Source organism: Ensifer sp. LC11, assembly GCF_001695835.1.
Taxonomy (GTDB): Bacteria; Pseudomonadota; Alphaproteobacteria; order Rhizobiales; family Rhizobiaceae; genus Ensifer.
Window position 1 is genome coordinate 147,800 of sequence record NZ_MBSO01000008.1, and the last position, 18,921, is coordinate 166,720.

22 protein-coding genes and 1 pseudogene are annotated in these 18,921 nt (G+C 61.6%); 16 read left to right on the forward strand and 7 right to left on the reverse strand.

Annotated features, from left to right (window positions below; all coding sequences use genetic code 11):
* Positions 1–747 (forward strand): helix-turn-helix transcriptional regulator, encoded by a 747-nt coding sequence (locus BBX50_RS06405; protein ID WP_065774481.1) that lies wholly within the window; start codon positions 1–3, stop codon positions 745–747.
* A gap of 275 nt (positions 748–1,022) precedes the next feature.
* On the opposite strand, the gene BBX50_RS06410 is transcribed toward BBX50_RS06405, so the two are convergent.
* The 6 genes from BBX50_RS06410 to motA form a co-directional block, all read right to left on the reverse strand.
* Positions 1,023–1,463, reverse strand: a complete 441-nt coding sequence (locus BBX50_RS06410; protein WP_065774482.1) for a hypothetical protein — start codon at positions 1,461–1,463, stop codon at positions 1,023–1,025.
* Between the two features lie 5 nt (positions 1,464–1,468).
* Positions 1,469–2,545 carry a flagellar biosynthesis protein FlhB gene (gene flhB / locus BBX50_RS06415; protein WP_065774483.1) on the reverse strand — a complete coding sequence of 359 codons (1,077 nt, stop codon included), beginning with the start codon at positions 2,543–2,545 and terminating at the stop codon, positions 1,469–1,471.
* A gap of 207 nt (positions 2,546–2,752) precedes the next feature.
* A complete protein-coding gene (fliG, locus tag BBX50_RS06420; protein WP_065774484.1) occupies positions 2,753–3,784 on the reverse strand; it encodes a flagellar motor switch protein FliG in 1,032 nt (343 codons plus the stop codon).
* Between the two features lie 32 nt (positions 3,785–3,816).
* Positions 3,817–4,440 (reverse strand): flagellar motor switch protein FliN, encoded by a 624-nt coding sequence (gene fliN, locus BBX50_RS06425; RefSeq protein ID WP_065774485.1) that lies wholly within the window; start codon positions 4,438–4,440, stop codon positions 3,817–3,819.
* A gap of 60 nt (positions 4,441–4,500) precedes the next feature.
* Positions 4,501–5,445 (reverse strand): FliM/FliN family flagellar motor switch protein, encoded by a 945-nt coding sequence (locus BBX50_RS06430; protein WP_065774486.1) that lies wholly within the window; start codon positions 5,443–5,445, stop codon positions 4,501–4,503.
* Between the two features lie 4 nt (positions 5,446–5,449).
* The gene (motA, locus tag BBX50_RS06435) at positions 5,450–6,328 is read right to left on the reverse strand and encodes a flagellar motor stator protein MotA (RefSeq protein WP_065774487.1); all 879 of its coding nucleotides are present in this window, start codon (positions 6,326–6,328) and stop codon (positions 5,450–5,452) included.
* A gap of 182 nt (positions 6,329–6,510) precedes the next feature.
* Here motA and BBX50_RS06440 point away from each other — a divergent pair, with 182 nt between their 5' ends.
* From BBX50_RS06440 to fliP, 14 genes are all read left to right on the forward strand, one after another.
* Positions 6,511–7,290 (forward strand): DUF1217 domain-containing protein, encoded by a 780-nt coding sequence (locus BBX50_RS06440; protein WP_065774509.1) that lies wholly within the window; start codon positions 6,511–6,513, stop codon positions 7,288–7,290.
* Between the two features lie 2 nt (positions 7,291–7,292).
* Positions 7,293–8,018, forward strand: a complete 726-nt coding sequence (flgF, locus tag BBX50_RS06445) for a flagellar basal-body rod protein FlgF (protein ID WP_065774488.1) — start codon at positions 7,293–7,295, stop codon at positions 8,016–8,018.
* An 18-nt stretch (positions 8,019–8,036) separates the two neighbouring features.
* Positions 8,037–9,428, forward strand: coding sequence for a flagellar protein export ATPase FliI (fliI, locus tag BBX50_RS06450; protein WP_065774489.1), 1,392 nt, complete (start codon positions 8,037–8,039; stop codon positions 9,426–9,428).
* Positions 9,428–9,982 carry a flagellar protein gene (locus BBX50_RS06455; protein ID WP_065774490.1) on the forward strand — a complete coding sequence of 185 codons (555 nt, stop codon included), beginning with the start codon at positions 9,428–9,430 and terminating at the stop codon, positions 9,980–9,982. The genes fliI and BBX50_RS06455 overlap by 1 nt, the downstream gene beginning before the upstream one ends.
* Before the next feature lie 176 nt (positions 9,983–10,158).
* The gene (gene flgB, locus BBX50_RS06460) at positions 10,159–10,539 is read left to right on the forward strand and encodes a flagellar basal body rod protein FlgB (protein WP_065774491.1); all 381 of its coding nucleotides are present in this window, start codon (positions 10,159–10,161) and stop codon (positions 10,537–10,539) included.
* Positions 10,540–10,544: 5 nt separating this feature from the next.
* Positions 10,545–10,964 (forward strand): flagellar basal body rod protein FlgC, encoded by a 420-nt coding sequence (flgC, locus tag BBX50_RS06465; RefSeq protein WP_065774492.1) that lies wholly within the window; start codon positions 10,545–10,547, stop codon positions 10,962–10,964.
* Positions 10,964–11,305, forward strand: coding sequence for a flagellar hook-basal body complex protein FliE (locus tag BBX50_RS06470; protein WP_065774493.1), 342 nt, complete (start codon positions 10,964–10,966; stop codon positions 11,303–11,305). Before flgC ends, BBX50_RS06470 begins: the two co-directional genes overlap by 1 nt.
* Positions 11,306–11,316: 11 nt before the next feature.
* Positions 11,317–12,105 (forward strand): flagellar basal-body rod protein FlgG, encoded by a 789-nt coding sequence (gene flgG / locus BBX50_RS06475; RefSeq protein ID WP_065774494.1) that lies wholly within the window; start codon positions 11,317–11,319, stop codon positions 12,103–12,105.
* 17 nt (positions 12,106–12,122) lie between these two features.
* Positions 12,123–12,635: a flagellar basal body P-ring formation chaperone FlgA gene (gene flgA / locus BBX50_RS06480; RefSeq protein WP_065774495.1), complete on the forward strand. Its 513-nt coding sequence runs from the start codon at positions 12,123–12,125 to the stop codon at positions 12,633–12,635.
* Positions 12,632–13,747 (forward strand): flagellar basal body P-ring protein FlgI, encoded by a 1,116-nt coding sequence (locus BBX50_RS06485; RefSeq protein ID WP_065774496.1) that lies wholly within the window; start codon positions 12,632–12,634, stop codon positions 13,745–13,747. The genes flgA and BBX50_RS06485 overlap by 4 nt, the downstream gene beginning before the upstream one ends.
* On the forward strand, positions 13,744–14,283 hold the full coding sequence (locus tag BBX50_RS06490; RefSeq protein ID WP_065774497.1) for a MotE family protein: 540 nt from the start codon (positions 13,744–13,746) through the stop codon (positions 14,281–14,283). Before BBX50_RS06485 ends, BBX50_RS06490 begins: the two co-directional genes overlap by 4 nt.
* Entirely contained in the window at positions 14,280–14,993 is a 714-nt protein-coding gene (gene flgH / locus BBX50_RS06495; protein ID WP_065774498.1) for a flagellar basal body L-ring protein FlgH, read from the forward strand. Before BBX50_RS06490 ends, flgH begins: the two co-directional genes overlap by 4 nt.
* Before the next feature lie 18 nt (positions 14,994–15,011).
* Positions 15,012–15,506, forward strand: a complete 495-nt coding sequence (locus tag BBX50_RS06500; RefSeq protein WP_065774499.1) for a flagellar basal body-associated FliL family protein — start codon at positions 15,012–15,014, stop codon at positions 15,504–15,506.
* Between the two features lie 8 nt (positions 15,507–15,514).
* On the forward strand, positions 15,515–16,252 hold the full coding sequence (gene fliP, locus BBX50_RS06505; RefSeq protein ID WP_065774500.1) for a flagellar type III secretion system pore protein FliP: 738 nt from the start codon (positions 15,515–15,517) through the stop codon (positions 16,250–16,252).
* A 265-nt stretch (positions 16,253–16,517) separates the two neighbouring features.
* On the opposite strand, the gene BBX50_RS06510 is transcribed toward fliP, so the two are convergent.
* On the reverse strand, positions 16,518–18,431 hold the full coding sequence (locus tag BBX50_RS06510) for a glycosyl transferase (RefSeq protein WP_065774501.1): 1,914 nt from the start codon (positions 18,429–18,431) through the stop codon (positions 16,518–16,520).
* Positions 18,432–18,803: 372 nt separating this feature from the next.
* On the opposite strand from BBX50_RS06510, the pseudogene BBX50_RS30705 reads away from it, so the two are divergent.
* Positions 18,804–18,921, forward strand: a pseudogene (locus BBX50_RS30705) (flagellin); the annotation flags it as partial.

An 18,921-nucleotide genomic window follows, 5' to 3' on the forward strand; every position in this document is an offset into this window, starting at 1 on the left:
ATGACGCATTTTCTCGGCGGCGGGCGGATCGACGACGAACAGAAGCTTGCCAGAAACAGCAATCGTGCCGCGCGCGCGGCAACTTTGGTGACGCGCCTGCAGGCCATGCAGCGTCAGATCAACGCCAAGCATTTCGCAGTGTTACGCCTCAACGGCAAGGGCACGGGCGGTGCGCGAAAACTGACCTGCGTCCTCGACAACTGGGGTCAGTTGGCCGAGGCGAACGCCCATGATCTCGTCAACGCCTTTGGCGAGGAACTGGTCGCCCATCTCGATCAATCGCTGCTGCCAGTTCTTTGGGACGGGGCAGGGGAGCACCAGGCCGCCGAACTTTCCGAGTTGGCGCCCTTTGCCTATCGGCTGAAGGGCCGCAAGCTTCCCTATTCGGGCATCGCCTTTCCCGTCAGGCTCGGCGCGCAGGGCAACGGCTACGTTGTCTTTGCGGGCAGCTATGTTGATGCCTCGACGGAACAGGTGGTCGACCTGCACGGTCGCAGCTGCATGATCATGACAGATCTTCTGGCAGCGGATGAAAAGCGGATTGCGCCGTCAGAAACGTTGAGTGACCGCGAGATCGCCTGCCTGCAGATGGCGGGCGACGGGCATATCAGCGAAGAGATTGCCGAGCGCATGGGCCTTTCGGTTCATACGGTCAACGCTTATCTCGGAGCTGCGACGACGAAGCTCGATTCGGTGAACCGGATCCAGGCGATCGCCAAGGCAATCCGCCTCGGCTACATCAGCTAAGCATCCTGCCTCAAGCGGAATCACTTGAGGCAGAAAGATGCTCTAGAATCAAAGTGCTAGAGTGTCCTTGGCGCGTTCATGTGAACGCATGGCGCTCTCAGACTTCGGCTCGATTTGTGTCGAGAACATCCGACGGCGCCGCGCTTTATCAAACGCGCAAAGGCAGCCATAGCCCTTGCTGCGTGCCTCTTTGGATCGAGGTCGATTTATGGAGATGTGCAGGAGGCAACGATGGCTTGCAGCGTCGCCGATCCTGAAAGAGGGGGCGCGGCGGCTCAGCTCGCGAGCGGCAGCTCATAGGTCTTGGCGAATTTCGCGTCCTCCAGGCTCTTTGCCAGGAATGCGGTATTCGCGTCCGGATCGGACGAAGGGTTCTGGAAGCTGATGTGGCTGATCTCGATCCCCGCCGTCTCGTTGCCGAGTGAAAGGCGGACGTAGATCGTCACACCGCGTGGCTTGAGTTCGAGGTCGAGGACGATTTCCGGTTCGCAGTCCCAATCCAGATTGTAGTTGCCGCCGAGACCGAAGTTCACCGTGCCGGGCAGAAAGTAGAGCTCGGCGGCTGATTCGACGAGATCAGCGAGGCTGGCATAAGACTCGAACCGCAACAAAGCGATGAAGTCTGCAGCGTCGATCAGACGCAGTTCAGTCGCCACAGGGCGAATTGCTTCAGCTACGATCTGTTCCCGCTTCTCGGAGAATTCGCACTTTTTCATCGGAGTTATGTCATCCGTTTTGGTTGCGACGCATGCACCCTGTGAATGAGTTCGGCAACAGCCTTGTAAAACACGGGTGGAATCACACTATCGACCGAGACTTGTGCAAACATGGAGCGTGCAAGCGGCGGGTCCTCGAATACCGGCACGCCGTTTTTCTCTGCAATTTCACGGATTTTAAGGGCCACCAGATCCTGGCCCATCGCCACGACGATCGGCGCGTCGCTCTCCTCGCGGACATAACGCAAGGCAACGGCATAGTGGGTCGGGTTGGCAATGACGAGCGTGGCGCGCGGGACCGACGAAATCATCCGCTTGCGCGCCCGGTCGCGCTGCATCGAGCGCAGGCGCGACTTGACGATTGGATCGCCCTGGGCCTGCTTCATTTCCTCCTTCACTTCCTGCTTGGTCATCATCAACTCGGTGTACCAATGATGCCGCGACCAGAAGAGGTCGGCGATCGCCAGCACGGCGGTCGCCAGCAGGATAACGATCATGATCTCGTTGAGGTCGCCCGACATCGTCGCAAACATCGTCACCGGATCGGAGAACATCAGGTCGAGCGTCGCGAAGTAATCATTCCAAAGCACCAGAACGACGACGACCGAAACGATGATGATCTTGAACAGCGACTTGCCGAATTCGACGAGACCCTGGATGCCGAAGATGCGCTTCAAGCCAGCCATCGGCGACACACGGTTCATCTTCGGCTGGATACGGTCCAGAACCGGCCGCGGCAGGTTCTGGAAGATCGAGGCGCCGACGCCAAAGACGATGAGCAGCACGAACACCGGGACAAGCAGGGCCGTCGATTTCCACGCGAGATGGGTAATGAGTGCCACGACGTCGGTCGCATTCTCCAGCCGCCAGGCCTCGGGTTGCTCAAAGATATCCTTGAGCGCCTCGGTCATTGTGGCGACACCGTCGGCCATGAAGAAGACGAAGAAAATATAGATCGCGAGCGTCGATGCGAACATCGTGGCCTCGCGCGAGAAGGGCACGTTACCTTTTTCGGCCGCGTCGGAGATCTTCTTCTCGGACGGGGCCTCTGTTTTGCTGTCTTTATCCTGATCGTCCGACATGAGACAGGACGGCTCCCGGTTCCCTCTGCGCCGCCACGCGTCCTAGCAGACGTGGGCCCTAGCTTCCTGTAGTGAACCCAGAGGGTAAGGCAGGCAAGAGTTGAGCCCCGGCATTCGCCGGGGCTCAACAGAAAATACTGTCTGGGGGGACGGTTGCACCAGCCGCCTGGGCAGCCGGTCGAACGGGCAAGGGTGCCTTGCCGCCGATCAGGCGGCTTGCACGTCCTTTTCCTTGAGTTCGAGCTGCCCGCTGGCGGCCAGTCGGATGGCTTCCTGCGTGATCGAGCGCCGGGCAATGGCAATGTCGCGCGGGTTGATGCCGGTGTCGCCCATGGAGAGATCGGACTCGATCATGCGGCGCTGGCGCGCGCCGATCGAGGCGAGCACCGATTCGCGCAGTTCCGCTGTGGAGCCGCGCAGCGCCATGGTGATGATGTCGGTCGACACGTCGTTGAACAGCTGAACGCGGCTGCGCTGCGGCATGTAAAGGACGTCGTCGAAGAGGAAGATCTTCGGGCGAACCTTGTTGGCGGACGCGGTGCTGAGTGATTCGAGTGAGGCAAGCAGGGTGTCGACCTGCGGCTTGTCGAGTTCGTTCATGACCTCGGCGATCTTGGCGGGGCCCGCCGAATTGCGCTCCGCTTCCATCTCGCCGATCATTTCCATGACGCGGTTTTCGATGATCGCGGCGGCCTTCGGGTTCACGTCCTTCATGTTGACGGCGCGCTTCAGGATGTCCGGCCGCTGCCCTTCGGACAGCTGCAGCAGCACCTTGGCGCCGAAGCTCGAAGGCATCATCGACAGAACATAGGCGATCGTCTGCGGATGCTCCTTGGTAAGCTGTACGGAGACCGCCACCGGGTCGCATTCCTGCAGGCGGTCCCAGATGCTGGCTTCATAGGATTGGAACGTGGCGCGGCGGCCGAGCAGGCCGTCGACTTCGTCCGGGGTCAGGCCCTCTTCGAGGATGCTCTCGATCGCCTTGGCATTGTCCATGAGGCCGGCGCCCTCGGTGAAGAGGTCTTCGAACTCGTTGACGAGGGCTTCCAGCTCGTGCGGCGGAATGGCGCGCAGCGACTGCGCCGATGCAATGATCGACTGCAGTTCGCTCTGGGTGAAGAACTTCAAGAGCTTGCTCGCGACGCCCTTGCCCATGGCAAGCAGAACCGCCGCCGCCTTGTCCGTCTGGCTGAGCGGCCTTGATAGCGCCTGAGCCTCGAAACTTTCGAAATCCATCATGGATTCATCCTTCGCCCGATCATCGGGCCCTACTAAGACTTCTTGCCGCCCTTGATCTCGATGAGTTTGACGCCGAAGCGGGTATCGTCGCCATCGAGAACGGTAATTTCGCCACGGCCGATGACCCGGCCATTGACCATGATCTCGACCGGTTCGCCGATGCGGCGATCCAGCGCGATCGTGGCGCCTTCGCTGAGGTTCATGAGACCGGAAACCTGCATCCGGCTGGTGCCGAGCACGATCTGGACATCGATCGGGATATCCATGATCAGATCGAGATTGGCCGTCATGCCACTGCCGGGCGGCGTGTCGATGGCTGCGTCCGCGCTGTCGAAGGACGTTGCTGCGAAATCGGTGCCGCCGAAGTCGCTCGACGCGGAGCTTCCGCCCAGATCAGCGCCGAAGTCGCTGGAGCCGAAGTCGCTGGAACCGAAATCGCCGCCGAATGCGTCGAGACCACCGGCCGGCGCGCCAAACTCGCTGCCGAATTCGGTTGTCGTGCCCAGCGCTTCATCGCCGAACTCCGAGCCGAAGGCGGTCGGCGCGTCCGAATCCTGCTTGAGGACACCGCGCAGGTCGTTGATCGCCTGGTCGAGTTCCATGTCTCCGACAGCGACGTCTGCCTGTTCGTTGATGGGTGCTTTCTTGGGTGCCATGTGAGAACTATTCCAGTTGAAGCTTGCCTCAGGCATGCTGCGAGCGCGCGGCAGGCCGATTTAACTCATGATGTGGCGAAGGATATCCTGTTCGGAACCGTGGGTATCCTTGACCCTGACCGTATACTTCGAACCCGAGCGACCGAATTCGCAGACATAGAGGTCGCGGCCGTTGGCGTTGACGTCGACGCGGACGTCCTGGGTGTCGTGGAAGGCGATGACGTCGCCCGGCTGCAGGCGGCTGATCGTATCAAGCGTCAGGCTTTCGAGCCGGACCCGCGCTTCGATCGTCACCGCCGAGCGGCGAACCTGCTCCTCGAGCTGTTCCGTCCACTCGGTCTTGGCCTTGCGCTGCTGGTTGCTGCCCTTGGGGAAGACGATCGTGGTCTTCAAAAGCACGCTCTGCGGAACGATGATCGAGAAGGTGGAAAGAACCGGGCCGAAACCGATCGTCATATCGATGGCGCCCGCATGGACGTCCTCGACCATCGGGTCGGGCTTAGGGCGGGCCGTGCTGTTGAGGGGCCGTTCGACAACCGGCTCGAAGCCACCTGGGGCGCTGACGGCGGTGCGCAGCACGTCGGCGATCTTCTCGAAAAGCGGCACCGCGACGTCGATCTCGATCTGAGAAAGGGCGCGTGGCTGCGGCTCCTCGATGCCGGCCGGCTCGGCCCCAAGCAGGGCCTCGACCAGGGTGATGATGATGGGGCTGTCGCAGCCGATCTGAAAATCCGTGCACCAGTTGCGCAGCGAAACGTCGCTGATCAGTACGCCCGTGCCGAGGGCGGAGATCAGTTCCCGGCGAAGACCGGTCCTGTAGCCGGCATAGCCGATGGCGATGTCGAGATCCGTCTCTGCCCGGCAGATATCGGGCAGGAACTCGCCGAAGACCTGGCCGAGTTCGAGGGCCAGCCGGCCGATCACCCGGTCGTCGCCGAGTGCGCCGGTCATGCGCGCCAGCAGTTTCCGGTCGAATGCGTGTACGTTGGATGTCGCGGAATTCATGGGATCAAGCCGCCTTGCTGTCGCCGCCGCCGCCGGGGTTCATCATTTCCTGCTCGACCGCGTCGATCGACGGGCGCTCGTAGGCCGAGATGGTCTTGCGGCCATATTCGAGTGCGACCTGCGGTACCGAACCGTTCATGTAGGCCAGCAGCGTCTGCTTGACGATGATGTAGAGCCGGTTCTGCTTTTCGCGCACCGACTTGATGTTGGCGACGAGCGGCGCGACGATCGAATAGGAGAGGAACACGCCGAGCAGCGTACCGACAAGTGCTGCCGCGATCTTGGCGCCGAGAACTTCGGGCGCCTCGCTGATGGCGCCCATCGCCTTTATGACGCCGAGAACGGCCGCGACGATACCGATCGCCGGGAAGGCATCGCCCATGGTGTTCAGCGCGTGGTAGCACTTCATCTTGTCGTGGGTGATGGTCTGGATTTCCTCGTCCATCAGCGCTTCGATCTCGTGTGAGCGGGCGTTGCCGATGATGATCAGGCGAACGTAGTCGCAGATGAAGGCGGTCAGTTCCTTGTTCTTCACGACCGTCGGCGCCGACTGGAAGATCGAGGATTCTTCCGGGTTGTCGATGTGGCTTTCAATCTCGTTGCGCGACTTGGTGCGCAGGTCCCGCATCAGCGAGTAGAGAACGCCGAGCGTGTCGAGATATTCGCGCTCCTTCGGCACCTTGTGGCGAAAGGCTTCGCCGAGTGCCTTGCCGGTATCCTTCACCACCTTCATCGAATTGGCCATGATGAAGCCGCCGACGCCAGCGCCGCCGATGATCAGCAGTTCGAAGGGCTGGTTGAGGACTTCCATGTGGCCGCCCATCGCCAGATAGCCGCCGAGGATACAGCCGAACGTCACAAGAAGTCCGATGATGATATTCATTTTCGATACCTGTCGCGATCTTATTTTCCGCTAACGGGATACGGTTTGATGCTTGCGTGAGGCTGGCCGGTCCAGGCGACGGCGGCATTCATCGGGACAGGTTCGCGCAAGGCTATCCGGTCAGGATTTGCCAAGGCAGGCTCTGGGTCTGTCTGTGTCATTCCGGCAGGGGCGAACCGATCGTGACCACGACCTATACGAGCTACAAGCTGATAACGGCCGACTTGACGAAGTCGCTGGCCCGCGTTGCCGAGCAGCCGGACGTGGCGCGAGAGACGGAGTATTACCTGTCGAAGATCGGCGACGTCAAAACGATCGACGATTTCTTCGCCGATACCAGGCTCTACAACTACGCCGTGAAGGCGCACGGTCTGGAAGACATGGCCTATGCCAAGGCTTTCATGCGCAAGGTGCTGACCGAAGGCATCGACAACGATGATGCCTTCGCCAACAAGCTAACCGACACGCGCTACAAGCAGCTCGTCGAATCGCTGAACTTCGCCGCCCATGGTGCGGCCGCCACATCCTTCGACCGGGCCCAGAAGGGCGTCGCCGACAAATATGCCCGCCAGACGCTGGAACAGGACGCTGGCGAGGAGAATGCCGGCGTGCGGCTTGCGCTCTATTTTTCGCGCATGGCGCCGACGATCGACAGCGGCTATGCCATCATCGCTGACGAGGCGCTTGCCCAAGTGGTGCGCACGACCCTGCAACTGCCCGACGAATTCGCCGCGACAAATGTCGATCGTCAGGCCGAGGCCTATGAACAGGCACTCGATTTCAAGGATTTCCAGGATCCGGCCAAGGTCACCGAGTTTCTCGACCGGTTCACGGCTCTCTGGGAAGTCAAAAATTCAACGGACGGTTACGATCCGCTCGCGGTCTTCGGCTCGTCGAGTGGCTACGGCATTTCTTCCGATCTTCTCCTGTCCATCAACAGCCTGAAACTCGGGGGAAACTGAACGTGCAAACCGGTCTATATGTCGCGATATCGTCGCAGATGGCGCTCGAAAAGCGCCTCAACACACTTGCCGACAACATCGCGAACTCCAGCACCGTCGGCTTCCGCGGCACCGAGGTGAAGTTCAACCAGATGCTCGGCGACACCAAGCCGACCAAGGTTGCCTATGTCAGCAAGGGCGAGGAGTTTCTGAACACCAGCAACGGCTCGCTGTCGCGCACCGGCTCGGCACTCGACTTCGCCATCAAGGGCGATGCCTGGTTTCAGATTGAGACGCCGTCGGGGCCGGCGCTGACGCGTGACGGGCGTTTCACGCTTACCGAAACCGGCGACCTCGTCACGATCCGCGGCTATCCCGTGCTCGATGCCGGCGGTGCGCCGATCCAGCTCAACGGCAATGGCGGCGACATCACCGTCGGCGCCGACGGCGCGCTCCATCAAAACGGCGTCGCCGTCGCCTCGCTCGGTCTCTACGAGGCCGATTTCAGCAAGGGCTTCATGCGCCTCGACAACAGCGCCGTTCAACCGGCCGCACAGGCCGAGCCCGTCGTCGACCGTTTCGACGTGGGCGTCATGCAGGGCTTCGTCGAGGAGTCCAACGTCAACGCTGTCCAGGAAATATCGCAGTTGATCATGGTGACCCGTGCCTTCGACAACATCACCGCCCTCCTGCGTGACAGCGAAGGATCGCTTGAGGAAGCGGTCAAGACGCTTGGCGGCAGTCGTTAATCTCTGACGGACATCGGTATGCAAAGCGAAGGCCTGAAGACAAGCACGGGATCGACATCTCTGGCGGCACTTGCCGGCCTGGTCGAGCGCTATGCCAAGCCGGAATTTTCGATCGCGCCCGGCGGTCACGTCCAGACGATTTCGCCCGGCCACTATACGGTGACCGGCCTGTCGCGGCATGTCCGGCTCGGCGATTTCGTCGCCCACAAGAGCGTGACGGGAACCCATCTCGGCGAAGTGGTGCGGGTCGAGCCGGAGCGGGTGGTGGTCTGCCCGATCGAGCCCGGCGATCCGATCGGCATCCATGACACGGTTATCCGCAAGGGCGCGTTTCGCGTCGCCCCGACCGATCAATGGTGCGGTCGCGCGATCAATGCGCTCGGTGAGCCGATCGACGGCCTCGGCCCGCTGCCGCAGGGCGAAGTGCGCCGCTCGATCTCCAACACCGCGCCGCCGTCCATGAGCCGCAAGCGGGTTGAAAAGGGCTTTCTCACCGGCGTCAGGGCAATCGACATCTTCTCGCCGCTCTGCCTCGGCCAGCGCCTTGGCATTTTCGCCGGCTCCGGCGTCGGCAAATCGACGCTGCTTTCGATGCTGGCGCGGGCTGACGCCTTCGACAAGGTGGTGATCGCGCTTGTTGGCGAACGTGGTCGCGAAGTGCGTGAATTCATCGAGGATACGCTCGGCGACAACCTCGCAAAATCGGTCGCGGTCGTGGCGACCAGCGACGAAAGTCCGATGCTGCGCAAGATGGCGCCGCTGACGGCCGTCACCATTGCCGAGCACTATCGCGACAACGGCGAGAACGTGCTCCTGATCGTCGACAGCGTCACCCGCTTTGCCCATGCGATCCGCGAAGTGGCGACGGCATCTGGCGAGCCGCCGATCGCGCGCGGCTATCCGGCCTCCGTTTTCACCGAGCTGCCGCGCCTGCTGGAGCGCGCCGGCCCCGGCACCGAAGGCTCGGGCACGATCACGGCGATCATCTCCATCCTCGTCGACGGTGATAACCACAACGATCCGGTCGCCGACTCCACACGCGGTATTCTCGACGGGCACATCGTTCTCGAGCGCAGCCTCGCTGAGGAAGGGCGCTATCCGCCGATCAACCCGCTCGCCTCGATCTCGCGCCTGGCGCGCAAGGCGTGGACGCCGGATCAGGAGAAGCTCGTGTCGCGCCTGAAGGCGCTGATCCATCGCTTCGAGGAAACCCGCGACCTTCGCCTGATCGGCGGCTACCGCCCCGGCGGCGATCCCGATCTCGATATGGCGATCAAGCAGGTGCCGGTCATCTACGAGGTCCTGACACAAACGGCCGGTGAGCGCCCGGCGCAAGACGCCTTTGCCGACCTCGCCAATGCACTGAAGGCGGCGGCGATGGGCAATCAGCCGGGCACAAGAGCGAGGTGATGGCGGTGACCGACTACGATGCGGACGAAACGGTTCATCAGCGCAAGCGAAGCGGCATGCCGATGACCGACAAGTTCCTGGCTGCGACCGGCGTCGCGCTTGCGGCTTTCGCGACCTTCTTTCCCTGGTATGCCTTCTTCCACCAGGACAAATTCACCATGCCGCCGCTCTGGCAGGGCTCGACCCGCAATCTGCCGGAAGGCGCTGCGCGCAACGTCGTCTCTGTCTCTCCGCTGGCCATGCCCGATGCGGACGGCGAGACAATGGCCGCAATCGACCAATTGACGACAGCGACGGTGCCGGGCATCGGCGGCGGTCCGGGTCCCGAGGGCGCTGCTGCGGAAGAGGGGCTGTCGCAGCCCTTTCCCGGCAAGTCGGGCTTCAAGCTGATGCATGTCGCCAATGGCCGCGCGCTCATCGAGGACACGAGCGGCATGTATATCGTGCGCATCGGTTCGGTCCTGCCCGACAACAGCCGCCTCGCCACACTCGAGCAGCGCGACGGCCACTGGGTGATGATTACCTCGTCCGGCGAAGTCTACCGGGCCAACTGACCCCAAGACCGCACGCTTGATCGCTGACCGTCGCGTCCATTCGAAGACGCGGCATTTTGGCGTTTGCCCGGTGGTCGCCGGGCGGCGATGTCAGCCTTCTCGCAACAGCTGCTCCCGACGAAAGTCCCACGCAAGATTACCGGCCTAGGTTCGCATCACCAAGCATGGAGCTTTTGATGCAACCGATTCAGCTTTTCGAACTGGCGTCCAGGCAAGCGCAATGGCTGACCGTCCGCCAGAACGTGGTGGCCGGCAACATCGCCAATGCGAACACGCCGCACTACAAGGCGAAGGACGTCAAGCCGTTCGAAAGCGTGCTGCAGGACGCCGGCATCCAGATGGCGGCGACCCATAAGGCGCATTTCACCGAAGGCCTTGAAGCCTCCCAGGTGGCCGAAGTCGGCATGGTCGACGGCGTGCAGATCCAGCAGTCCGGCAACAGCGTCGCGATCGAGCAGGAAATGATGAAGACCGGCGAGATCAAGCGCGACTACGAACTTAGCGCCGGGCTCGTGAAGGCTTTTCACCGAATGATGCTGATGACGGTACGGAAGTAAGAACCATGGATCCATTGACCTCGGCCCTCAAGGTGTCGGCCTCCGGCCTGCAGGCGGAATCGACCCGCCTGCGCATCGTCTCCGAAAACATCGCCAACGCCCGCTCCTCCGGCGACACCCCCGGTGCGGATCCCTATCGCCGCAAGACCATCAGCTTCGCCGCCGAGGTGGATCGCGCAAGCGGCGCATCCCTAGTCGAGATCGAGCGGCAGGGCACCGACGATTCGGACTTCAACATCGAGTTCGACCCGGGCAATCCGGCCGCCGACGAGAAGGGCATGGTCAAGATGCCCAACGTCAACATCCTGGTCGAGATGGCCGACATGCGCGAAGCCAACCGTGCTTACGAAGCCAATCTGCAGACCATCAAGCAGTCCCGCGATCTGATTTCCCAGACAATCGACCTGTTGAGGGCCTCGCAATAATGATCGATGCAGTTAAATCCCTCGGCGCGTTCTCGGTCACCAAAGGGGCCGACGGCATCAACGCCACGTCTTCTTCCTTGTCGGCCTTCGGTTTGCCGGCAGCAACCCAGGGCGTGCCGCAAACGCAGAGCTTCGCCTCGGTCCTCGGCGACATGGCAAGTGATGCCGTCAGCGCAATGAAGAAGGCCGAAGGCGCGTCGATCGACGGCATCCGCGGTCAGGCAAACACCCGTGAAGTCGTCGATGCCGTCATGAGCGCCGAACAGTCGCTGCAGACGGCGATCGCCATCCGAGACAAGGTGGTCAGCGCCTACCTCGAAATTGCGCGTATGCAGATCTGAAGGAACGAGACATGAAGGCCCTTTCCATTGCCGCTACCGGCATGAACGCCCAGCAGCTGAACCTGGAAGTGATCGCGAACAACATCGCGAACATCAACACGACAGGCTACAAGCGTGCGCGCGCCGAGTTTTCCGATCTGCTCTACCAGACCGAGCGCGCCCAGGGCGTGCCGAACCGCTCCAACCAGGCAATCGTGCCTGAGGGCGCGATCATCGGCCTCGGCGTCCAGACGGCCGCGGTGCGCAACCTTCACATCCAGGGCAGCCTGGTCTCGACCGGCAACGATTATGACCTGGCGCTGATCGGCCGCGGCTGGTTTCAGGTCGAGACGCCGGATGGCGAGACGGTCTACACCCGCGCCGGCGCCTTCAACAAGAACGCCGAAGGGCAGCTCGTGACAATCGACGGCTACACCGTGGTTCCGGGTGTGACGGTTCCGCAGGATGCGACGGAAATCGTCTTCACCAAGTCGGGTCAGGTGATGGTGCGCATTGGCAACGATCCGGCGATGCAGGAAATCGGCCAGCTGACGATCGCCAATTTCGTCAACGAGGCTGGGCTGGAACCGCAGGGCGAGAACCTCTTCAAGCAGACGCCGGCATCCGGCGAACCGATCGTCGGCACCCCGGCGGATCCGGGCTTCGCCCAGATCAAGCAGAAGTATCTCGAGGCATCCAACGTCGACCCGGTCAAGGAAATCACCGACCTCATCTCGGCACAGCGCGCCTATGAGATGAACTCCAAGATCATTCAGGCGGCCGATGAGATGGCGGCCACGGTGAGCAAGAACCTCAGGTAACGGAAGAGGGGGCAAACATGACGTTTCGCCGAGCCGCAGAGATCAAGGTTTTGAGGGCTGGCCGCGCAGCCAAGGCACGGCGGCTGGCGGCTGGCGTTCTGCTTGCCGCCACTTTCCTGTTGCCTTCGGCAGGCTACGCGGAGCGGCTGACGGCAGTGATCCCCACTCAGACGATCTATCCGGGCGAAACGCTCGATGCGAGCCGCGTCGAGATCGTCGATGTCACCAATCCCGATCTTGCCGACGGTTACGTCAAGACCCTGAGCGAGATCGACGGCAAGGTCACCAAGCGCACGCTGCTGCCGGGCCGGGTGATCCTCGCGAGCGCACTTCGCGAACAATATGCCGTCTCGCGCGGCTCCACCGTGCGCCTCGTCTTCAGCAATGGCGGCCTGACCATCAGCGCCGCCGGATCGCCGCTCCAGGATGCCGCCGTGGGCGAGCTGATCCGGGCACGTAACATCGATACCGGCATCATCGTTTCCGGAACGGTGATGGCCGACGGCACTGTCCATGTGGTGGCGAAATGAAAATGCTTGCATGCAAATGGTTCCTGACGCTCGCCGTCGCGTTCTCCGCGGCGGTGACGCCTGCATTCGGCGCCTCCAGGATCAAGGATGTCGCTTCGCTTCAGGCGGGCCGCGACAACCAGCTCATCGGCTACGGTCTCGTCGTCGGCCTTCAGGGGACCGGTGACAGCCTGCGTTCCTCGCCGTTCACAGATCAGTCGATCCGCGCGATGCTGCAGAACCTCGGCATTTCGACCCAGGGAGGAGAATCCCGGACGCGAAACGTTGCAGCTGTTCTCGTCACGGCAAACTTGCCGCCCTTTGCAAGTCCCGGCAGCCGCGTCGACGTAACCGTCGGTTCGCTCGGGGATTCCACCTCGCTGCGCGGCGGCACCCTCGTAATGACCTCGCTTTCCGGCGCGGACGGCCAGATCTATGCGGTCGCCCAAGGCTCGGTGGTCGTGACCGGCTTCAACGCTCAAGGGGACGCTGCAACCCTCAACCAAGGGGTCACGACATCAGGGCGCGTGCCCAATGGGGCCATCATCGAGCGCGAACTGCCATCCAAGTTCAAGGATGGCTTCAACCTGGTTCTGCAATTGCGCAATCCGGACTTCTCGACCGCGGTCGGCATGGCCGCGGCGATCAACAAATATGCGGCCCAGCAATATGGCGGCCGAATCGCCGAAGCGCGCGATTCCCAGGCAGTCCTCGTCGAAAAGCCGAAAATGGCCGACCTCGCCCGGTTGATGGCCGACATCGAAAACCTCGTTATCGAGACCGATGTGCCTGCCCGCGTCGTCATCAACGAGCGGACCGGTACGATCGTCATCGGTCAGGATGTCCGGGTCAACGAGGTGGCGGTCAGCTACGGAACCTTGACCGTCGAAGTCAGCGAAACGCCGACGGTGGTGCAGCCGTTGCCGTTCTCGCGCGGCCAGACGGCGATGGAACCGAACACCACGATCAACGCGCAGTCCGACGGCGGAACGGTGGCGATCCTCAATGGGTCGAGCCTTCGCTCCCTCGTCGCCGGCCTCAACAACATCGGCGTCAAGCCGGATGGCATCATCGCCATCCTGCAGAGCATCAAAACGGCCGGTGCCCTCCAGGCGGAGCTCGTGCTGCAATGACGGCAAATCACAATCACTCTCTCGGCCGGACCCGCAAGCTGCTGCTCGCTGCAGCGGCTGTCGCGTCCATGCTCTCGATGCCCGGCGCCTTTGCCCAGGACGTCACGGCGCCGCCCGCCGGCGATGCGACCCAGAACGAGATCCAGCAGTTCTGCACCAACATCGCCGACGCCGCGCGCGACCAGCGCTACGTGCTGCAACGCAAGGATCTCGAGACCCTGCAGGCAAGCATCGACGAACGGATCGCAACGCTGGAGAAGCGTCGCGAGGAATATGAAGACTGGCTGAAGCGCCGCAACGATTTCCTCAAGCAGGCCGAACTTGGCCTCGTCGATATCTACAAGACGATGAAGCCGGATGCCGCAGCCGGCAAGCTTGAAATGGTCAGGCCGGAGATCGCCGCCGCTATCGTCATGCGACTGCCGCCGCGCCAGTCCTCGCTGATTCTCAGCGAAATGACCGACGAGAAGGCGGCGATCCTCACCAACATCATCTCGAGTGCCAGCGACCCGAACACCTCGAAGGAACCATCATGAAAATGCGTCTAACGGCTATACTGACTGGGGCCGCCCTCCTTGCGGGATGTCAGAACCAGGCGTTCAACGAGATTGGCCGGGCGCCGTCGATGAGCCCGATCGGCAGCGGTCTGCAATATTCCCAGACACCGCAGCTTGCCATGTACCCGAAGCAGCCGCGCCAGATGATGAACGGCTATTCGCTATGGAACGACCAGCAGGCGGCGCTCTTTAAGGACGCGCGCGCGATCAATGTCGGCGACATTCTGACGGTCGATATCAAGATCAACGAAGGCGCCACCTTCGACAACAAGACCGACCGCAGCCGCAAGAACTCCAGTGGATTCAACGTTGGCGCCAACGGCAAGTCGCAGGGGAGCGATTTCGACTGGTCGGGCGAGTTGAAGTATGGCTCGAACACCAAGACCGAGGGCGACGGCACGACGGAGCGCTCGGAAAAGCTGCGGGTGCTCGTTGCCGCCGTTGTCACCGGGGTTCTCGAAAACGGCAACCTGCTGATCAGCGGCTCGCAGGAGGTTCGAGTGAACCACGAGCTGCGCATTCTCAATGTCGCCGGCATCGTCCGGCCGCGGGATGTCGATGCCGACAACGTCATCTCCTACGACCGCATCGCCGAGGCGCGCATCTCCTATGGCGGCCGCGGTCGCCTGACCGAAGTGCAGCAGCCGCCCTACGGTCAGCAGTTCATGGATCTATTTTCGCCGATCTGATCGGCAGGGAACGGCAAGATGGAAGAACTCGACTCCGCCACCCCGAAGCCACCGTCGAAGGTGCTGACCATCGCGGTCGTTGCCGTGTTGACGCTTGTCGCCGGCGGCGGCGGTTGGCTGGTCGGCGACCTGCTGGCGCCGCCGCCGCCGAAGGCGCAGGTAGAGGCGACCAAGGAACCGGCCGCCAATGCGACGGGCGAAGAGGGCGTGCCGAAAGTTGCGACCGAAGCGAACGGCGTCGTCCAGCTCGAGCCGATCACCACGAACCTTGCCTATCCGTCGGAGAACTGGATCCGGCTCGAAGTGGCCCTGCAGTTCGACGGTGCGCCGGACCCCAAATTGGCCGAACAGATTCACCAGGATATCGCCGCCTACCTCAAGACGGTCTCCCTGCAGCAGATCCAGGGACCGCGCGGCTTTCAATATCTCCGGGATGACATCCAGGAGCGGGTTGACCTTCGCTCCGATGGGCGCGTAACCAATGTGATGTTCAGAACCTTCGTCATCCAATGATTCGGTAAATGGTCCGGCTAGTCGCCTTTTTAGTTGCCATGATGGCGATGTCCGGTATTGCCGGCGCTCAGAGCTTTCCCTCTGATATCCTGAATACGCCTATAGAGGGCTCCGCCGCCTCGTGGATCATCCGCACTTTCGGTCTCTTGACCGTATTGTCGGTGGCGCCGGGCATCCTGATCATGGTCACCAGCTTTCCGCGCTTCGTGATCGCCTTTGCGATCCTGCGCACCGGCATGGGGCTGGCGACCACGCCGTCCAACATGATCATGGTTTCGCTGGCACTTTTCATGACATTCTACGTCATGGCGCCGACGTTCGACCGCGCCTGGCGCGACGGCATCGATCCGCTGCTCAAGAGCCAGATCACCGAGACCGAAGCGATCCCGCGCGTCACTGAGCCGTTCCGCGAGTTCATGCTTGCCAATACCCGCGACAAGGACCTGCAGCTCTTCATTGATATCGCCAAGGAGAAGGGTCAGACGGTGGTCGTCGACGACAAGGTCGATCTGCGCGCGGTTGTGCCGGCCTTCATGATCTCGGAAATTCGCCGCGGCTTTGAAATCGGCTTCCTGATCATGCTGCCGTTTCTGGTGATCGACCTGATCGTGGCGACGATCACCATGGCCATGGGCATGATGATGCTGCCGCCGACGGCGATATCGCTGCCGTTCAAGATCCTGTTTTTCGTCTTGATCGACGGCTGGAACCTGCTCGTCGGCAGTCTGGTGCGCTCCTTCAGCTAGAATTTCTGCGCGACCGGACATGCCAGTGCCTGCTGGCTGCCACAGCACAAAACATCAGGAAGATCGCAATGGCGCTGACAAGAACCCGACACCAAGGCCGGTCTGAACCCGCGCCCCTATCCCAGTCGCAGCAGCCCACCCCAACCGGCCCGAGCCGCCGCAGCCGCAAACATCAAAAAACAAAACCCGCCGAAAATCGACGGGTTTGTCAGCAGTCTGAGCAGCGCCAGGGCGCCGCCTTGTGTCGTTGCGGGTTGATCGCCGCTTAACGTTCGAACGAGCCAGTCCGCGCCGGCAGGGCGGGAACGTCGATATGATCAGGCGCCAGGCCGCGCTTGGCGCGGTCAGCCATCATTTCGTAACCCTTCTCAAGGTGCAGGCAGAAGCGTTCCGCATCGAACAGCGGCATCTGGAACCGGTTATCTTCCAGCGTCTTTCGATATGCGGCGATCTTGTCGCGGTTGTTGTAGAGCGCGACGGCCTCCTGGACGTAGTCCTCCGGTCCGGCGGCTACGAGCTCAGGCACACCGATGGCGTTCAACAGGCTTTCGCTCACGCGTGAGGCGAAGTTGGTGCCCTTGAAGGTCAACACCGGCAAGCCGCTCCAGAGCTGTTCGGACGTGGTGGTGTGGCCATTGTACGGGTAGGTGTCGAGACCGATGTCGGCGAGCGGAACGCGGTTGACATGATCCTGATAGCGAACCTTGGGGCAGATGATGATGCGCTTGAGATCGATGCCGGCGCTCTTGAACTTGGCCAGCAGGTTCGACCGCGCATCCGGACGGTCGCACATGAGCCACAGCAGGCTCTCCGGCGTCTGGCGGAGAATGTCGATCCAGAGATTGACGGTCTGCAGCGAGATCTTGCGGTTGGCATTGAAGGACGCGAAGACGAAGGCGTCTTCGGGTAGGCCGACCGTCCGTCTGGAGACAGCTTCGGGACGCGGGCGCCCGTAGGGATCGTTGGGCTGGTAGGTTTCCGGCAGGCGGCAATATTTCTCGTAGTAGAATGCCTTGCTGGCGTCGGGAAGGACGTAGGGATCGCCGATGACATAGTCGAGATCGACGTTGACCGTTGTGCCGGGAAAGCCGAGCCATCCCACCTGAACGGGCGCTGCGGCCTGATTGAAGATCGAAACGCGGCTTTCCAGCGTGTGTCCCTTGAGATCGACCAGGATGTCGATGTTTTCCCGCCTAATGACTTCAGCCGCCTGTTCGTCGGTCAGGTCTCCGATTTCGACGATCCTGCCCCATTTCTCACGGATGTCTCTGTCGCGGGCCGCGTGCGCGCTGTTGGTGTGGCAGAACAGGGTCACGTCGAAGCGCTTCCTGTCGTGTGCCATCAGCACCGCCTTCAAGAGTTTCATCGTCGCGTGATCATCCCAGAAATCTGAGGAGACATAGCCGATGCGGATGCGTTCGCCCCACCTGTGTGGCGTGCTGCGGCGCGCTTCCGTCAAGCTCGGCGGGAACGGACGAAGGTGGGCGCCGGCGATGTGGTTCAGGCGCTCGTCTCCGCACCAGGTCGCGTGATAATACGGTGCTTCGGCCGCGAGAAAGTCGGTCTGCCCCGCCTTCAACGCCTTCTGGATGTCGCGATCGTGTTTCTCGACCTCGGCAAAATCGTTGGCTTCGCGCGCATAGACCAGATAGGCCGACCGCAGCGTCGTATTCTTCGGATTGTTGCGGAAGAGATTGGTAAGGGCGTCACGATCCTGCAGATCGGTGATTTCAGCGGTCAGCAGCTTGAAGGCGAGCGCATTGTGGAGGCGGTTGGTGCTCAAGGTCAGCGGTGCCTTGAAGAGGCCGAGGATCGCCTTTTCCCCTCGCTTTAGGAAGATCGAGGCGATGATGAAGGCGATGTCAGCATCGGTCTTGGCTTTCTCCAGAAGCGGCAGTCCGATGCTCAGCGCTTCGTCCTCATTGCCGTTGGCGAAGTAGAGTTTCATCGCCTCGGTGAGATAGTCTTCTGCCCGCGAGCCGCCAGCTTCGCCGGCGAGCTGATAGGCGCGGGCGGCTTCCTGCTTGAAGCCGAGCTTCGAGAGGACCTTCGCCAACAACACAAAGGTCTTGGCATCGCGATTGAGTTCCATCAGCGCATTCAATTGATTGAGCGCGTCCGTGTATTGCCCCTTCTGGTAGTGCCGGGAGGCTGTCGAAAAGATGGCTTGGGCGTTCACTGGGTGCTCCGTCGAAGATGCACGGCGGCAGGCGCCGGCTTGCTGGACCTTGTTTGGCACCGAATTTATCCGGGGGAGCTTGCCTCAGGCATGAGCGATCCTGCGTTAGGCGGCGTCTGTCCGGGCCCGCTGAAAGCGTTGCCGGGGACATCCTGAATGCACAATTAAAGTGTTGTTAAGTATAAATAGTCTCGGCTCCAGCGTCCGTCGGCGTTTAATCAATTCGCAAGCTTTGCCCGCGATAGTGACTTTACATGACGGGTTTGGTTTCTTCCGAGATAGTTGGAACCGAGTGGCATGAAGCCGATCCGCCATCACCGGTACAGTCCGGTATGTCCCCCAAATCGTCAAAAGTAATAAAGGGACACTCTAATGACGAGCATTCTGACCAATTCCGCCGCAATGGGCGCACTCGCCACCCTGCGTTCGATCAACTCCTCGATGGAGACCACCCAGGAACGCATCTCGACGGGCCTGCGCGTCGGTACCG

What these genes read in the sequence shown, in the direction of transcription:
- BBX50_RS06405 (WP_065774481.1), top strand. Translation starts at nt 1, where the DNA reads ATGACGCATTTTCTCGGCGGCGGGCGGATCGACGACGAACAGAAGCTT.
- BBX50_RS06410 (WP_065774482.1), bottom strand. Translation starts at nt 1,463, where the DNA reads ATGAAAAAGTGCGAATTCTCCGAGAAGCGGGAACAGATCGTAGCTGAA.
- flhB (WP_065774483.1), bottom strand. Translation starts at nt 2,545, where the DNA reads ATGTCGGACGATCAGGATAAAGACAGCAAAACAGAGGCCCCGTCCGAG.
- fliG (WP_065774484.1), bottom strand. Translation starts at nt 3,784, where the DNA reads ATGATGGATTTCGAAAGTTTCGAGGCTCAGGCGCTATCAAGGCCGCTC.
- fliN (WP_065774485.1), bottom strand. Translation starts at nt 4,440, where the DNA reads ATGGCACCCAAGAAAGCACCCATCAACGAACAGGCAGACGTCGCTGTC.
- BBX50_RS06430 (WP_065774486.1), bottom strand. Translation starts at nt 5,445, where the DNA reads ATGAATTCCGCGACATCCAACGTACACGCATTCGACCGGAAACTGCTG.
- motA (WP_065774487.1), bottom strand. Translation starts at nt 6,328, where the DNA reads ATGAATATCATCATCGGACTTCTTGTGACGTTCGGCTGTATCCTCGGC.
- fliI (WP_065774489.1), top strand. Translation starts at nt 8,037, where the DNA reads ATGCAAAGCGAAGGCCTGAAGACAAGCACGGGATCGACATCTCTGGCG.
- BBX50_RS06455 (WP_065774490.1), top strand. Translation starts at nt 9,428, where the DNA reads ATGGCGGTGACCGACTACGATGCGGACGAAACGGTTCATCAGCGCAAG.
- flgB (WP_065774491.1), top strand. Translation starts at nt 10,159, where the DNA reads ATGCAACCGATTCAGCTTTTCGAACTGGCGTCCAGGCAAGCGCAATGG.
- flgC (WP_065774492.1), top strand. Translation starts at nt 10,545, where the DNA reads ATGGATCCATTGACCTCGGCCCTCAAGGTGTCGGCCTCCGGCCTGCAG.
- BBX50_RS06470 (WP_065774493.1), top strand. Translation starts at nt 10,964, where the DNA reads ATGATCGATGCAGTTAAATCCCTCGGCGCGTTCTCGGTCACCAAAGGG.
- flgG (WP_065774494.1), top strand. Translation starts at nt 11,317, where the DNA reads ATGAAGGCCCTTTCCATTGCCGCTACCGGCATGAACGCCCAGCAGCTG.
- flgA (WP_065774495.1), top strand. Translation starts at nt 12,123, where the DNA reads ATGACGTTTCGCCGAGCCGCAGAGATCAAGGTTTTGAGGGCTGGCCGC.
- BBX50_RS06485 (WP_065774496.1), top strand. Translation starts at nt 12,632, where the DNA reads ATGAAAATGCTTGCATGCAAATGGTTCCTGACGCTCGCCGTCGCGTTC.
- BBX50_RS06490 (WP_065774497.1), top strand. Translation starts at nt 13,744, where the DNA reads ATGACGGCAAATCACAATCACTCTCTCGGCCGGACCCGCAAGCTGCTG.
- flgH (WP_065774498.1), top strand. Translation starts at nt 14,280, where the DNA reads ATGAAAATGCGTCTAACGGCTATACTGACTGGGGCCGCCCTCCTTGCG.
- BBX50_RS06500 (WP_065774499.1), top strand. Translation starts at nt 15,012, where the DNA reads ATGGAAGAACTCGACTCCGCCACCCCGAAGCCACCGTCGAAGGTGCTG.
- fliP (WP_065774500.1), top strand. Translation starts at nt 15,515, where the DNA reads ATGGTCCGGCTAGTCGCCTTTTTAGTTGCCATGATGGCGATGTCCGGT.